This window comes from Bdellovibrio sp. BIS2 (assembly GCF_055398295.1).
Window position 1 is genome coordinate 2,786,290 of record NZ_AP035879.1, and the last position, 14,290, is coordinate 2,800,579.

The 14,290-nt window shown below is 50.0% G+C and carries 17 protein-coding genes; 11 read left to right on the forward strand and 6 right to left on the reverse strand.

What is annotated here, in order from left to right; translation table 11 throughout:
- Positions 1–26: 26 nt before the first annotated feature.
- On the reverse strand, positions 27–290 hold the full coding sequence (locus ACZ520_RS13330; protein ID WP_374030852.1) for a helix-turn-helix domain-containing protein: 264 nt from the start codon (positions 288–290) through the stop codon (positions 27–29).
- 156 nt (positions 291–446) lie between these two features.
- Complete coding sequence (locus ACZ520_RS13335) at positions 447–1,121, reverse strand: response regulator transcription factor (RefSeq protein WP_464126033.1); 675 nt, start codon at positions 1,119–1,121, stop codon at positions 447–449.
- A 592-nt stretch (positions 1,122–1,713) separates the two neighbouring features.
- Here ACZ520_RS13335 and ACZ520_RS13340 point away from each other — a divergent pair.
- A complete protein-coding gene (locus tag ACZ520_RS13340; RefSeq protein WP_464126035.1) occupies positions 1,714–2,517 on the forward strand; it encodes a class I SAM-dependent methyltransferase in 804 nt (267 codons plus the stop codon).
- 49 nt (positions 2,518–2,566) lie between these two features.
- On the opposite strand, the gene ACZ520_RS13345 is transcribed toward ACZ520_RS13340, so the two are convergent.
- On the reverse strand, positions 2,567–2,917 hold the full coding sequence (locus ACZ520_RS13345) for a MerR family transcriptional regulator (protein WP_088564588.1): 351 nt from the start codon (positions 2,915–2,917) through the stop codon (positions 2,567–2,569).
- Between the two features lie 62 nt (positions 2,918–2,979).
- Here ACZ520_RS13345 and ACZ520_RS13350 point away from each other — a divergent pair, with 62 nt between their 5' ends.
- A complete protein-coding gene (locus tag ACZ520_RS13350; RefSeq protein WP_464126037.1) occupies positions 2,980–3,846 on the forward strand; it encodes an MBL fold metallo-hydrolase in 867 nt (288 codons plus the stop codon).
- On the opposite strand, the gene ACZ520_RS13355 is transcribed toward ACZ520_RS13350, so the two are convergent.
- Positions 3,843–4,754 carry a mechanosensitive ion channel family protein gene (locus ACZ520_RS13355; protein ID WP_464126039.1) on the reverse strand — a complete coding sequence of 304 codons (912 nt, stop codon included), beginning with the start codon at positions 4,752–4,754 and terminating at the stop codon, positions 3,843–3,845. The two genes, ACZ520_RS13350 and ACZ520_RS13355, sit on opposite strands and share 4 nt — an antisense overlap.
- A gap of 146 nt (positions 4,755–4,900) precedes the next feature.
- Between ACZ520_RS13355 and ACZ520_RS13360 the strand changes: the two genes are divergently transcribed.
- Positions 4,901–5,839, forward strand: coding sequence for a glycerophosphodiester phosphodiesterase family protein (locus ACZ520_RS13360; RefSeq protein ID WP_464126041.1), 939 nt, complete (start codon positions 4,901–4,903; stop codon positions 5,837–5,839).
- Positions 5,840–5,853: 14 nt separating this feature from the next.
- Here the strand turns inward: ACZ520_RS13360 and ACZ520_RS13365 are convergent, their stop codons facing one another.
- The gene (locus ACZ520_RS13365) at positions 5,854–6,069 is read right to left on the reverse strand and encodes a hypothetical protein (RefSeq protein WP_374030858.1); all 216 of its coding nucleotides are present in this window, start codon (positions 6,067–6,069) and stop codon (positions 5,854–5,856) included.
- 88 nt (positions 6,070–6,157) lie between these two features.
- Positions 6,158–7,465 (reverse strand): hypothetical protein, encoded by a 1,308-nt coding sequence (locus tag ACZ520_RS13370; RefSeq protein WP_464126044.1) that lies wholly within the window; start codon positions 7,463–7,465, stop codon positions 6,158–6,160.
- A 210-nt stretch (positions 7,466–7,675) separates the two neighbouring features.
- Between ACZ520_RS13370 and ACZ520_RS13375 the strand changes: the two genes are divergently transcribed.
- The 8 genes from ACZ520_RS13375 (at position 7,676) to ACZ520_RS13410 (ending at position 14,240) form a co-directional block, all read left to right on the forward strand.
- Positions 7,676–8,248, forward strand: a complete 573-nt coding sequence (locus tag ACZ520_RS13375) for a hypothetical protein (RefSeq protein WP_416480193.1) — start codon at positions 7,676–7,678, stop codon at positions 8,246–8,248.
- Between the two features lie 79 nt (positions 8,249–8,327).
- A complete protein-coding gene (locus ACZ520_RS13380) occupies positions 8,328–9,020 on the forward strand; it encodes an RluA family pseudouridine synthase (RefSeq protein ID WP_374030861.1) in 693 nt (230 codons plus the stop codon).
- 92 nt (positions 9,021–9,112) lie between these two features.
- Positions 9,113–10,045, forward strand: coding sequence for a PLL family lectin (locus ACZ520_RS13385; protein ID WP_464126046.1), 933 nt, complete (start codon positions 9,113–9,115; stop codon positions 10,043–10,045).
- Positions 10,046–10,209: 164 nt separating this feature from the next.
- Positions 10,210–10,518: a hypothetical protein gene (locus ACZ520_RS13390; protein ID WP_416480191.1), complete on the forward strand. Its 309-nt coding sequence runs from the start codon at positions 10,210–10,212 to the stop codon at positions 10,516–10,518.
- A gap of 144 nt (positions 10,519–10,662) precedes the next feature.
- Positions 10,663–11,118, forward strand: coding sequence for a cytochrome c nitrite reductase small subunit (gene nrfH / locus ACZ520_RS13395; protein WP_088564580.1), 456 nt, complete (start codon positions 10,663–10,665; stop codon positions 11,116–11,118).
- Between the two features lie 9 nt (positions 11,119–11,127).
- The gene (locus ACZ520_RS13400) at positions 11,128–12,507 is read left to right on the forward strand and encodes an ammonia-forming cytochrome c nitrite reductase subunit c552 (RefSeq protein ID WP_088564579.1); all 1,380 of its coding nucleotides are present in this window, start codon (positions 11,128–11,130) and stop codon (positions 12,505–12,507) included.
- A gap of 19 nt (positions 12,508–12,526) precedes the next feature.
- Positions 12,527–13,882, forward strand: coding sequence for a cytochrome c biogenesis ResB family protein (locus ACZ520_RS13405; RefSeq protein WP_464126049.1), 1,356 nt, complete (start codon positions 12,527–12,529; stop codon positions 13,880–13,882).
- 67 nt (positions 13,883–13,949) lie between these two features.
- Positions 13,950–14,240, forward strand: a complete 291-nt coding sequence (locus tag ACZ520_RS13410) for a hypothetical protein (protein ID WP_464126051.1) — start codon at positions 13,950–13,952, stop codon at positions 14,238–14,240.
- The last annotated feature ends 50 nt before the right edge of the window (positions 14,241–14,290 follow it).

Sequence of the window (14,290 nt, forward strand, 5' to 3'; positions counted from 1 at the left end):
AATTCATGACCCTGGCTGAAGCGAGATTAATGATCCTCGTTATCCCAGTCGTCGCAGGCGCGTGCTTCGGCTTTCACGACGGCATTGTGGATATAAGCCTTTCTCATCTCCGTTTCAGGAATTTGATAGATCTCGCACATTTTCTTAAGGACCTGAATAGGAGGACGGCTGGTTCCCCTCTCCATACTTGAAACAAACTGTGACTTGTGAAAACCCAAACGCTGTCCAACTTCAAGCTGAGTCAAAGCTGCACACGTCCGCTTATTCTTAAGGAATCTGGCGAGAGGCATACACTCTCCTAAGGAGTTAAAGTATTATTATTATGGAGCCCATGGACCCTACTCCATTTGGGCGAGAAAAGAACCTAGAATCTCAACGATGGCGCAATCGTAACAATCACGTCGTAGGCTTTTGAGTCAGGGGCTCGATCCAGAGCCCCTTGGTATTTACACCGCTTCAAGGTGAATTTTATAGCCGACTCCGCGTACGGTGCGGATCGAAACCCGCCCGGTCCCCGCAGAGATCTTTTCCCGCAGCCGGCAAATCAGGACATCCAGAACATTTGTGCTTGGAAAATGATTGTATCCGCAGATCTCCCGCAGAATATGCTCCCGACTGATAATGCGATGAGGATTGGAGATGAACAGATCCAAGAGCTTGAATTCACGCTCTTGCATATCAACCAGCTCGGTGCCGCAGACCACTTTCCGCTTCAATCGGTCAAGCTTCAGATTTCCGTATGTCAAAACCGCGGAACTGTCTCTGGGCTGAAGAATCTTGCGGATGCGAATCTGCAACTCGGCCACAGAAAAAGGCTTGCACAAATAGTCATCCCCACAAGACAGCCCCAAAATGCGTTCCTCATCAGCACTGAGGGCACTTAAGAAGATAACAGGAAGATCCGGCTGAAGGGTCTTTGCGCGACGAGCCACTTCCAGACCGGTCATCCCTTTCATCAGGATATCAGAAATCATGAAATCATACTTCTGACTTTGAAGGCACTCCAGTGCACGCGCTCCCTCGGGCACCCACTCCCCTTCATAACCCTCCGCAAACAGCCCCTGCCGGACGATAGAGGCAATCTCAGGATCATCTTCAAGTAATAGAAATCGATAAGACATAGTTCTGTCCCTAACTTTGATAAAGTTGTTTTGCTATTTATATTAAGATTCAGAGTTCCAGGCTTTAGCAGCCCTATCCTCTGCTTCCTCCACTGCATTTTCAAGGTACGCCCGCCGCATCTCTTCTTCAGAAACACGGTAGATTTCACACATTCTTTTTAAGACCAAAACTGGAGGACGACTGGTACCCCTTTCCAAGCTGGAGATGAACTACGACTTGTGAAAACCAAGACGACGCCCCACTTCCAATTGAGTCAGGGCCGCATCTATTCTTTTCTCTCTGAGAAACTTCGCCATATTCATTGCGCACACTCCAGTGAGTTCACTGCTTCTAGCGATTCCGGTTACTTTAATGTCCGCGAGAATACCCTAATTAGGACTGCAAACAATCTGGAATCTTGAGTGTATCGGAGTCTTCACAAATAACATGCGATTCCAGTGGAATACCAAACAACTTCCGGTGATATTTACAAACCCGATTTGTCGGGCAACGCACAGATGTTAGACGAGTTCTTTGCTCTACTTGGTGAGTTTTAGTTTGCCTCCCGACACCTGAAAAAACCATGCTATGTAAAACGAAAAAGGAGACATCATGAAATCACTACTATTGCTGCCTTTGCTTTTTACTGCAGCCTGCAGTTCCGCTCCGAAGGAAACAAAACCCGCCGCGCCCGCCCTGCCCACCACTTTGCAAGAGGCGCTGAACAGCCCCTATCGCACCGAGAGCAACAAGGCTCGCGATATGTACCGCCATCCGGCTGAGACTTTGGAGTTCTTCGGTTTAAAACCGGAAATGACTGTGGTTGAAATTTCACCGGGGGCTGGCTGGTATGCCGAAATCCTGGCGCCGTATCTTTCTGCCAAAGGAAAGTACATCGCTGCGGCTGTTCCGGTCTCAGTTTATAGCGGTGGCCAAAAATTCCTGGACTGGCTGCAGGCGCACCCTGAAATCAGCGCTAAAGTCACCGTGAATGACTTCACCCCACCGGCCAAAATCGCTGAAGACAATTCTGCGGACATGGTTCTGACTTTCAGAAACGTGCATAACTGGATGACCCATGGTTCAGAAAAAGCCGCGTTCAAGTCTTTCTACAACGCCCTGAAACCCGGAGGTGTTCTGGGTGTGGTTGAGCACCGCGCCGATCCCCGCAAGAAAGAGGATAAAAAATCAAAAAGCGGCTATGTCAGTGAAAAGCAAGTCATCCGCATGGCCCAGGCTGCGGGCTTCAAACTGGTTGCGAAGTCCGAAATCAACGCCAATCCCAAAGACACAAAGAACTATCCTAAAGGTGTCTGGACTCTGCCGCCGTCCTTTGCTAAAGGCGACAAAGACCGGGCGAAGTACGAAGCTATTGGTGAAAGCGATCGCATGACTTTGAAGTTCGTAAAGCCGTAATTCACTGACTTGGTTCCCGGCCGTGCCCTTCGCCCGGCCGGAGCACCTGTTAACAAATGGGCGAGTCGCAATTATTCAATTTTTCCAGAATCAGCTTTTTCATCATTTTCAGACCCTGACTTTGCTGTTCGATCCAAAGAAGCTTCTTTTCAAGCTGCAAACGCACTTTTTCTCGGGACAGCTCTCCCTTCAACAAGGCCACTTTCAAACTCTTGATTTCTTTCAGGCTGAAACCCAGGGTTTTGGCAAGCTGGATCAGCTTCAGCTCCTCTACCACTGCAGACGAATAGTCTCTGTATCCATTTTCTCTTAATGAGCTGCGGATCAGCCCCTCTTTTTCATAAAAACGCAAGGTATCCCGGGAGATACCGGTTTCTTTGGATAATTGTCCAATCAGCATAAAAAGCCCTCTTGACCATGGAGTTTACTCCATAGTTTAGGATGAAGTCCATGGGAGTTCCTATGAGAAAATATTTGATGATTTTAATGGCCATAACCGCAATCTCGTTCCCGAGCTGGTCTCGCGATGAGAAACTGAATGTGAAGGTTCTGTATACCGGAACCATTTCCCCGCCCGAGGCTGAAACTATCAAAGGAGGCTCGTGGTTTAAAAAGTTTTCCATGGTCCACCCCGCATTCTTTATCCAGCATCCGAAAGGGACGTTCCTGTTTGATACCGGTTTGGGACATTCCATTAAAACTCAGGTGAAGGATATGGTTTGGTGGGCTCGATCGGCGACAAAGTTTATACAAAAAGAATCCGCCGCAGATCAACTGAAAGCCCTTGGACTTAAGGCAGACCGTATTATTCTGTCCCATGCCCACTTTGATCATTCCAGTGGCTTGATCGATTTTCCATCCGTCCCCGTCGAGGTTCTTCAAGAGGAACTGGACTTTTTAAAAACAAAAAATGCGTCTCCGGCAATCTTCCCCTCTTTGTTCAACGAGCAGATTGTATGGCAGACCTACACGCTGGAAAACAAAAGCTATGAAGGCTATGCAAAAAGCCGCGACATCTTTGGTGATGGCAGTCTGATTCTGGTCGGAATGCCGGGGCATTCTCCGGGGTCTGTGGGTCTTTTCATCAATCTTGCCAGCGGCCAAAGAGCCTTTCTGGTCGGTGACACCGTATGGAATTCCGATGGGATCACCAAAGGGCTGCCCAAGTTCTGGATTAGCTCAAAATTCGCTGACAACAAACCCGATGAAGTCATGACCCGGATCCTGGAACTGCAGGCTCTGCAAAAAAAGTATCCGGATCTTCTGATAGTTCCAAGCCATGACGCCAAAGCCGTCGGGGCCTTCGAAGAAATGATGAATCGTAACTAGTGATCCAGCTCCGGACTTTGTGTCGGGGCCCGGGAGGTAGAGTCCTGAGGTGAGGACTCTACTATATGCAGCTCCCGCTGTGGATAAGGAATGAGTATTTTATTTTCCTGAAAACGCTCCACGATTATGGAACGAATATCGCTGGTGATGCTTTCAATGCGCCAGATATTCTGACACCAAAAACGCAGATCGAAATCCAGCGAAGATTCCCCGAAGTTTTTAAGCAAAGCATTGGGTTTGGGCTCCTTTACGACCTCGGGATGCTCCAAAGCGGCTTCAATCAGAATTTTTTTTACCAATGCCACGTCAGAGCCATAGGCCACACCCACCGTGATGTGCTGGCGAATTTTTCCCGAGGCCAAACTTTCATTGGTGACTTCTTCCGCGATGAATTTGGAATTGGGAACGATGATGGTGATATCATCCCGGGTCTGGATGATCGAGGAACGCACCCGGATGTCGATGACTTTTCCAGAGGTGTCGCCCACCCGAATGATGTCGCCGACCTTGATCGGACGCTCTATCAGTAAAATTATCCCGGCTATAAAATTTTGCGTGACGTTTTGCAAACCAAAGCCGATCCCGACCATCAAGACGGCCCCGACTGCCGCCAACGAGCTGACCGAGATCCCCATGTTATCAAGGGCAAATATGCCCCCCATCACCACCAGCACATAGCGCACAAACTTCGCGATGGAGTCACGCACCCCGCTGTCCACCCGGCGGCGCGAAAGCTGTTTGACCACAATCTTACTGACCAGCTTCGATCCATAAACGGCCACAACCATCAACAAAATGGAAACCAGAACACTGGCCGCAGAAACCTCGGCATCCTTGATACGAAAGATCGGCTCGTTCAGCATCTGCCAGATCTGTTTTAACTGCTGATACAATTCAGTGTCTTCCATGCCTGTCATTTTATGAAAGATCTGCGATGTGGGCACCTTTCCTGACGTCACGACCCTTCTTACTTGTCACAAATCAGTGTCACAAAATGAGACTTTGCAATCGCACCAGTTAATTCAGGTCCAGTTTCATCCGATATCTTTATTCTATGAAACGTATTTTTCCATCCGGCATGGCATTCCTGGTGACCGTGGCGTTCAGCCTGACAGTACTGGCGCAAACAACGGCCCCTATTCAGCGCCGCCCCTTCAGTGGCGACACTTTGGGAAAAAATGCGGTGATGTGCCTGATTGCCAAAAATATGGAAGTCCACGGTCATCGTGGTATTGACGGATATGCCAACAACACCCTGGCTTCATTCAAAGCCGCCTATGATGCCGGAGCCGACACGGCAGAGCTGGATTTGATGATCACCGGCGATGATCAGATCGTCGCCGCCCACGATCCGATTCCCAATATTCAGGCCGAGCGCTGCTCGCTGCACGGCAAGTCTCTGGACAAGGCCGCGCTTCGCCATATGAGTTACGCCGAAGCGGCGCAGATCCGCTGCGGAGAACGACATTATTTGGAGTCCCGCACCGAACCCATCCCGCTTTTTCGCGATGTGTTTTCTGCGTTCAAAGACTATAAAATCGCAGGCAAACCTGCCCGCCTGAACATCGAAATCAAATATTTCAAGGATCAGATGCAGTACTTCCCCGCCGAAGATCAGTATCTGGATCTGATTATCAAAGAAATCCGCCAAAGTGGCTGGAGCCAGGATCGATTCTTTGTACAGTCCTTTAATCACGAAACCCTGAAGAACCTGAAAGCCAAAGCTCCGGAAATCGCCGTGGTGCCCTTGATCTGGGATGCGCGCGGAGCGCTGGAAGCGGCCTCCAAGCTGGGCAGTCGCCTGGTCACCACCGGCTGGCCCCAACTGACGCCCGAGGTGGTCTTTGGCCTGCATCAGAAAGGCATTCGTGTGGTCGCGTGGACCCCGAACTCGGTCGAGGAATTAAAGTGGGTGATAGCCTCTGGGGCCGATGGAGTCATCACCGACCGCGCGGACTTATTCATGAAAATCCGCGATGAGCTGTGCGAATAGTTTGTGTTTAAAAGTCAGTAATGATTAATACGATTGCGGTGACCTTCGCTATCAATGACCTCGGACTTGTCCCCGTCCTTTTTGTCCCAGTTCTTTTGCAGATCTTCTTTGCTTTGATGATCTTCGATGTCCCCTTGATTGTACTGAACTCCGTTTTGAACCGAAGGATTGCGTTCTTTACTGAAGTTGCCCGCGATAGGAGACACGTCGGAAGTCTTGTTTGAATCCATAACCACCTCGCTGGATAGCTTACATTAAACAATATAAGCCCCCCTGCCGCTACAATCCCTGAGAACAATCAAACCCCAAAGCCTCGAGCTAGAACAATCCCAGCCTGAAGCCGGTCCAGACAGACCAATTGTCATCCAAGTAAACGTTCCCGGCTTTCCAACCCGGTGTTTTGCTTTCATAGCCGACATAGTATTCAAAGGCATCCGAGGTTCTGAGCGCCACTTCAATATTTCCGTCGAGCAGCCACTCAGCATCTTCAGCATCATAACGTTGATCTTTCGGCTGCATCCAAGCCGTCGTACCCAGGGTAACAAAAAGATGATGGCTAAGTTGGGCGTCGATCCACTGCAAACTCATCCCCGGAAAATATCTTTTCGGTGTCATACCATTATGCAAAGTCACCAGGAACTTGTGTTTATGCATTTCCAGAAACAGATTTGCATCTACCGTTCCACCAAAAGATGTTAGATAGTGATTGAACTTGAAGTTCCAGCGTCCCCAGCCCGCTTTAAAGTCGGTAAATCCGAACAGGAATGGATCCACAAAATTAAAATACGACAAACTGGCTTGCAGCTTCAGGAAGTTCTGTTCCTCGCTGGTCAGGTCCGAATACTTGATATAGCGTTTAATGCCCACACCGGAAGGATGTGTACCACGATTGGCATAAGGTTCGTCGGGACGGAACAAGTCATAAACCCAGGCCGTACAATCAAGCCCAGTAAAGTCGCGACGCTTAACGTCCGCACCTTCTTCTGCCATTTCTTCATCCGTCGTTTTATCCGCGTCCGTGGAAGCACACTGAAGCATATAAGACGTGACATTCATATTATTAAACCACAACAAGAACGTGTCACGAGAGCGCGCATCTCGATAAAAGTGACTTTTTTCAACCAGCATATTCTGATAAACCTGCGCCTCCATTCCGGCGGAACTTAAACGCACCATTTCAGCCGGATGTTCGTCTTTCAGTTTGATCAAATCCGCATCGTTGACATGATCAACCGCGATAACCCCTTGGCCCCAAGGAAAAGTGTTCATCGAATTGAAGCTGCCAATTTCCCTACGGGTCATAACGGCGCGGTGCCACTCTTCGTGGCCCCAACCCGCCCCGACCGGCACAGTGGAGGTAAGATAGTCAAATCCACCAATCAGAATCCAGCGCCACCAGCCCACACTTTCCTTTGAGTCTCCACCAATTCCCCGGTGGACAGTCTGCAGAAAACCGGTGGAAATCGCGGAGGACTGGCGCATACTAAAGTAATCCGGGCCATGCGTCGTCGTGCTATTAAAAGGATATTCATACACCGGCAGATCCAGCCAAACGCCAGGATTTGCAGTAGCTTGATGACCAGCGACCACCAACAGAGCCAGCAACAACGATTTGACTTTTTTCATCCAGACCTCTTCTTACATAAAAACTAATTCAACTTTAGTAAAAATCGTACGGAAGTTATATTCTGGACGCAAACTATAACGCTGACCGAAATCGCAGAATCTGCCACTTCCTTTAATATAGGCAAATACCTATTAAATATATAACTAGTATATTTGTTTACATATAAATACCCTAGATATACCTTCCGCCTAACAAAACGGAGGTATCCTATGAAATCACTTTTCTTTGTAGCGGCTCTTCTTCTTGGCAACTCAGCGTGGGCCTTAAATCTGGAGTGCAGTGACAGTCCCTCGTTCACACAACGTGACTTCGTCATCAACCGTGATGGCGCCATCGGGTTTGATGGCACCTACATCACTCTGAGCTCCGCTTCTGGCTACTGGGGAATGAACGGCAACTACGACCTTTCTCAAGTCACGGGGCGCGCACCTGATGCCGACAAAACACTGACTGCCATGACCTTGGCCATCAGCCCCAAAGCAGCCTGCACGAATCCTCGCGGCGATCTGATGACGACGTCCTTCACTTGCGGCCCGGTTCAAGCCACCATCATTGCCAAGGGGGAAGGCACCTCCACGGAAAATGGAATTTTTGACCGCACGACCGTCCACAGTCAGCTAAAGGCCGAGGTGACGGCCTCGTTGTCCGTCAACCCGAACGGAACTATGCTGCTTAAAGCCACTGTGAAATCCTTGGGTAACACCCCGATTGAACTGGAAATCCCCGTTCGCAACCAAAGATACTGCAAAATCACGGGCGAACCGGTCAGCCAGGACAATTAATTCATTTTGCCTAATTTCCACTAGGCACCTGCTGTCCGTTTAAGCTAAAACAAGCCCTCAACAGGACAGCAGGTTCCCCATGAAAAAGATCCCTAAAAAACATCAACCCCGCGGCTTTGAAATTCTTCATGAAGACCTGGATGTCATCGTGGGCAACAAGGCTCCGGGGGTTCTGACTGTGGCAGCCAAGTGGGACCGTGAAAACACAGTTCACAATCTGCTGAATCTGTATGTCCGTAAAGGCAATCCCCGCTCCAACAAATGTGTTTATGTCGTGCACCGTCTGGATCAGGCCACCACCGGTGTATTGATTTTTGCAAAAAGCGAAGAGGTTCAGCATTTTCTGAAGGACGACTGGAAATCCACGATCAAGACTTACTACGCCATTGTTCACGGTAAAATGCCGAAAAAAAGCGGCACCATCAGCAGTTATCTTGAAGAGGATGAAAACTATGTTGTTCATTCCAGCAAGGATTCCGACAAAGGAAAGCTTGCCATCACCGAATATGAAGTTTTGAAAGAAACTGAGAAATTCAGTCTTTTGAAAATCAACCTGCTGACCGGCAAGAAAAACCAGATCCGTGTGCATCTTGCCGGTGAAGGGCACCCGATCGTCGGTGATCCCAAGTACGGAAAAGCCTCTACCAATTTCAAAGAACTGCGCCTGCATTCCGCCAGTCTTGAGTTCACGCATCCGCACAATAAAAAGCGCATCACCATCAAGGCTCCTGTCCCGAATTATTTCCGCACACTCATTGATTACGAATATTAAAAGGCCAGTCTGATCCTGACTGGTTTGGCAGCGCAAATTCCCAGTGATACTTTGAAGCCATCAGCTCCACACATTCGTACAAGGAGGTGGTTATGCGTTTCAAAATAATTTCACTTTTTGCGACGTTGTTGTTGTCTTCATTCTCGGCCCAAGGTTACGTGCCGAACTCGCCCCTCACGGCAAATGATCCTTCATACGGCCTGACCGGAAAAATCAATCCCGCCGGGTGGTCCGATTGGATCACTATCGGTGGAATTGGCACTTCCGATCCGGCCAGTTGCTCCATGTCGGGTTTCCGCAACATCGTGTTTGTAAAAGGCACCGACAATGCTCTGTGGTCGCGCTATTGGAATGGCGCCAGTTGGTCAGAATGGTTTTCTTTAGGGGGCGTACTGACATCATCTCCGGCAGCAGCCTGCCAAGGTGAACAGATCTATGTCTTTGCCCGAGGCACTGACAACGCCCTTTGGGCCCGTTACTGGTGGGGCTCCCAATGGAGTGAATGGATCAGCATCGGTGGTGTGCTGACTTCCGGGCCTGCCGTGACTTCTTGGGAATTTGGCCGGGTGGATGTCTTTGTACGAGGGACTGACAATGCCCTCTGGCACAAGTGGTTCGCCAGTGGTGCATGGTCCGAATGGGAATCCCTGGGCGGTGTTCTGACTTCGGATCCTGCGGCAGCCTCCTGGGCTGCGGGAAGAATCGACGTCTTTGTTCGCGGCACTGACAATGCCCTCTGGCACAAGTGGTTTGCTGGTGGCTGGTCAGGATGGGAGTCTCTGGGTGGCATTCTGACTTCGGATCCTGATGTGGCCGCCTGGGGCCCGGAGCGCTTGGATATCTTCGTGCGCGGCACTGACAATGCTCTTTGGCACCTGTGGTGGGATGGAAAATGGAACTCATGGGAATCCTTGGGAGGAGTTTTAACCTCCGGTCCCGGAGCCGCCGCCCTGGCGCCGGGATATTTGGTCATCTATGTGAAAGGCACCGATCAGGCGATTTGGTTTAAGGTGTTTACGCCTTAATAACCAAATCCCGACAAGAACCTGACAACCCGTGCTTCGTCGGAATCTGACGGAGCACGCATTTTAAAAGTGCAGTGAATATTTTTTATCTGCATCCTTCCCCCCATAGAGAATCCCTTTTGGTTGTGCTAAAGAAGGCCCATAAAAAACCAAAGGAGTTTTCCATGAAGTCTTTGATTCTTGCTCTGATGACCCTGGTGTCCACTTCCGCTATGGCCGCTAAACTTGACAAACTTCCATGCGCGCAATTTGCGCAAGGTGCAGCGGTTGCAGACTATCTGCGTGACGCCACCGGCATCCAAGGCCACGAATATGATTCCTCCATCACCGGCTACACAAAACTTGATCAGAGCCAGGTGGCAGTTGCCGTGGAAATCACCGGCGCCAACGATGAAGGCGACTCCTGGACAGCTCAATATGAAGTTGTGGTTCAGGCTCCAACTTGCGCTCTTGTCGAAATCAGCGCGAAGTAAATAACCGCCGTCATAAATTTGTTAAAAATCGGCCGACTCCACCCAAGGGGTCGGCTTTTTTTTGCCTTCAACCCGGGTTGGATTGGCAGGCCCAGTGTCGGATTAAAGCTACCTAAATACTGCAAAGTAATTGATAATCCGTTTATGTCCAACTTCAGCAAACTCAACCTGCTTATCTTGGTTCTTTTCGGTGTTGTCATCGGTTTGGGCTGCTACTCGTTCATCTATGCGAAGGGATATTCGTACCTGTCGGACGATCCCAAGGCCTGTGTGAACTGCCACGTCATGCGCGAAAACCTGGATTCCTGGCAAAAGTCCGCCCATCACCACGTCGCTAAATGCAACGACTGCCATCTGCCCCACAACATCGTCGGCAAATACGCCGTGAAAGCTCTGAATGGCTGGAATCATTCCGTGGCCTTCACCCTTCAGAACTTTCACGAACCCATCCTGATCAAAGAACACAGCCTGAAGGTCGTTAAAAATTCCTGCCTGAACTGCCATCAGCCGATGGTGCAGGCCATGGATCGCACTGATAAAAATCACAACGAGGAAGCCAATTGTCTGCACTGCCACCGTGGTGTGGGACACGTTCGATAGGAGTCTGGTATGAACAAAAATAAATGGATGTTTCTGGCCGTTGGCGGCGCTGCCATCGTCACAGTTCTGGTCACGGCTTTGCTGGTGAATATCTTTGAACGAAAATCCGAAGAGAAAAACCCTTTCTATCGCGTGGTGGAAATCACCGACGACATCGATGATCCGGCAATCTGGGGCAAGAACTTCCCGCACCAGTATGATTCTTATCTGAAAACAACCGACATGACCCGCACCAAGTACGGTGGCTCTGAGGCCTTCCCTCATATCCCGACGGACAAGGACCCGCGCGATGTGGTGTCTGCCCAGAAACTTGATGAAGACCCTCGCCTAAAAACCATGTGGGCCGGCTATGCCTTTTCCAAGGACTTCCGCGAAGAGCGCGGTCATGCCTACATGCTGGTGGATCAAATCTTCACAGAACGCCAGAATGTAGTAAAACAGCCGGGCACGTGCCTGAACTGCCACGCCTCCACCTATTTGTTGTATAAAAAACTGGGTGACGGCGACATCACCAAGGGTTTTGAAGAGATGGGGAAAATCCCTTACAAAGACATCGTGCACTCCGTTCAACATCCCGTGTCCTGCATCGATTGTCATGACCCTTCCACCATGTCTCTGCGAATCACCCGCCCGGCCTTTATGGAAGGCATCAAGCTGGTGAAGGCCCAGCAAGGCATCAAAGAGTATGACGTTAACAAAATGGCATCTCGCCAGGAAATGCGCAGTTTTGTCTGCGGTCAGTGTCACGTTGAGTACTTCTTTAAGGGTGAAGAAAAACGCCTGACGTATCCATGGGGTAAGGGCCTGAAGGCCGATCAGATCATGGAATACTACAAAGAAAACGGCTTCAAAGACTGGGTGCATGCCCTGACTGGAGCTGAAGTGTTAAAAGCGCAGCACCCGGAATTTGAAATGTTCAATCAGGGCACCCATGCCCGCGCTGGCGTGGCTTGTGTGGACTGCCATATGCCTTATCAGCGTGTGGGCGCCATGAAAGTCACCGATCATCAGGTGCGCAGCCCGCTTCTGAATATCAACAAAGCCTGCCAGACCTGCCACAATGTACCGGAAGCGGAATTAAAAGCCCGCGTGGAAACCATCCAGGATCGTCATATCTCTTTGCGTGATGTGGCCTTTGATGCGCTGGTGGATTACATCAATGACCTTAAAGAGTTCAAAGACGAAAAGAATCCGTCAGAAAATTTGCTAAAAGCCCGCGCCCTGCAAAAAGAAGCTCAGTTCCTGTTCGACTTTGTTGAGGCCGAAAACTCTTCCGGCTTCCATGCTCCGCAGGAGGCTGCGCGTATTCTGGGCCTTTCCATCGAAAAAGTCCGAGAAGGACAAAAACTGGTGGCAAGTCTTCGCGCCAAAAAAGTGGCCGGAAAGTAGTTTCCGCGTGTTTCGACCGGTGATTCGTTTTTTTGCTTCCTTAAAACTGGCGGTGGTTATCATCGCCGTTTTAGCTGTACTGATTTCTGTTGGTACTTTTGTCGAAGCCCGCTTTGATGCCTGGACGGCCAAGCAGCTCGTTTACAACTCTGTCTGGATGTATTGTGCATTGGGCCTGTTGGTCACAAGCCTGGTCGCAGTGATCGCCGATCGTTGGCCGTGGAAACCACGGCATGCGGCGTTCATCCTTGCCCATGTCGGTATCATCATGATCGTCTTTGGAGCCCTGCTAACCCAGCTTTACGGTGTGGACGGCATCATCCGCCTGACTCGCACCGCGGAAGCCGTCAACGAAGTGCAACTGCTGGACACCCAATTGACCGTCTATCGGTCCCGCACCGGAGACGGTTATGACAAAGTTTATTCCGAAGAGGTCAACTTTCTAAAAAAACCCGTCTCTGCCAAAGAACCCTTCCTGATCAAAGCCAAGGGACTGCATTTTGAGCTGCTGGAATCTATTCCTTACGGCCTTGCCCAAACCCGCATTGAAGCCTCGCCTGCGGCACAGAGTGGGTCGGCTGTGCGTTTTCAGTTGGCCAACGCGAACGTCAGCGAAATTGACTGGCTGATTCAGCGCAACGCTTTTGAGCGCGCTGAAAAACAAGTCGGCCCGGTTCTGGTGACCATGGGCGGCCTGTGGGAACGCCGTCCCGAGATTAACGAAATCCGTCTTTATCAGAATGAAAAACAGCAACTGAACTATGCCCTTTACAGCAAGGACAGTCAGAATCCTTATAAAAAAGGCACTCTGACGGAAGGTGACCGCGTTCAAACCGCCTGGATGGGCCTTGAGCTTCGCACCCTGCAATTCCTGACCAAAGCTATACAAAAATACGAAGTCCGCTCTTTGGACCGGCCGACTCCGGCCACTCGCGCATCACTGAAAGTTCGTTACAACGGACAAGAAAGCTATCTGGTGCTGAATGATTATATTAAAGTCTTCACCGACGAATGGGTTTATCTGGTCGCCTATCATCACAAAAAAATTCCATTGGGATTTGATATCTCTTTAAGAAATTTCAAAAAAACTGATTATCCCGGCACCATGCGTGCCATGGCCTATGAAAGTGAAGTGCAGTTTGACGATCAGCGCGCCACGATTTCAATGAATGAACCGCTGAAGCATCAGGGCTATTATATCTATCAGGCCAGCTTTGAAGAGTCCCCAAATGGCGGGGTCACGGCTTCCATTTTGTCTGTGAATCGTGATCCAGGCCGTATCTGGAAATATCTGGGTTCCCTGGTGATGTGTGTGGGAATCATTCTGCTGTTCTACTTCCGCTATCGTCCGCATGTTCGTCCACGTTCCACCTAAGAAGTGACCGAATACATATTGCCGCCTTGGGAGTTTAATACACAATAAACAGCTCAAGGAGGATTTCATGAAAAATATGGTTATGGCTCTGTTTATGATTCTGGGGCTGTCGTGTTTTGCGCACGCTGAAGAACAAACTCTGGTGACACTGCCGGTGGAGATCGAATCCATGGTTGAGATGTCGACAGCCGAGATGCCAGACGAGATGGATCTGCAGGGTGGCGGTGGATCTACATCCCGTTACTGCTGCATGAACCGCGGGAACTATTGCGACATGGGTTACACCGACCGCTTTGGTCAGCCGTGCAAGTGCTACACCGGCAACAATGTCTATCACGGACACGTCTGTCGCAACTAAGAACGGACTTCCCTCGGGCAAGTCTGTCCAGCGGCTTCCTTTCCCGCTGG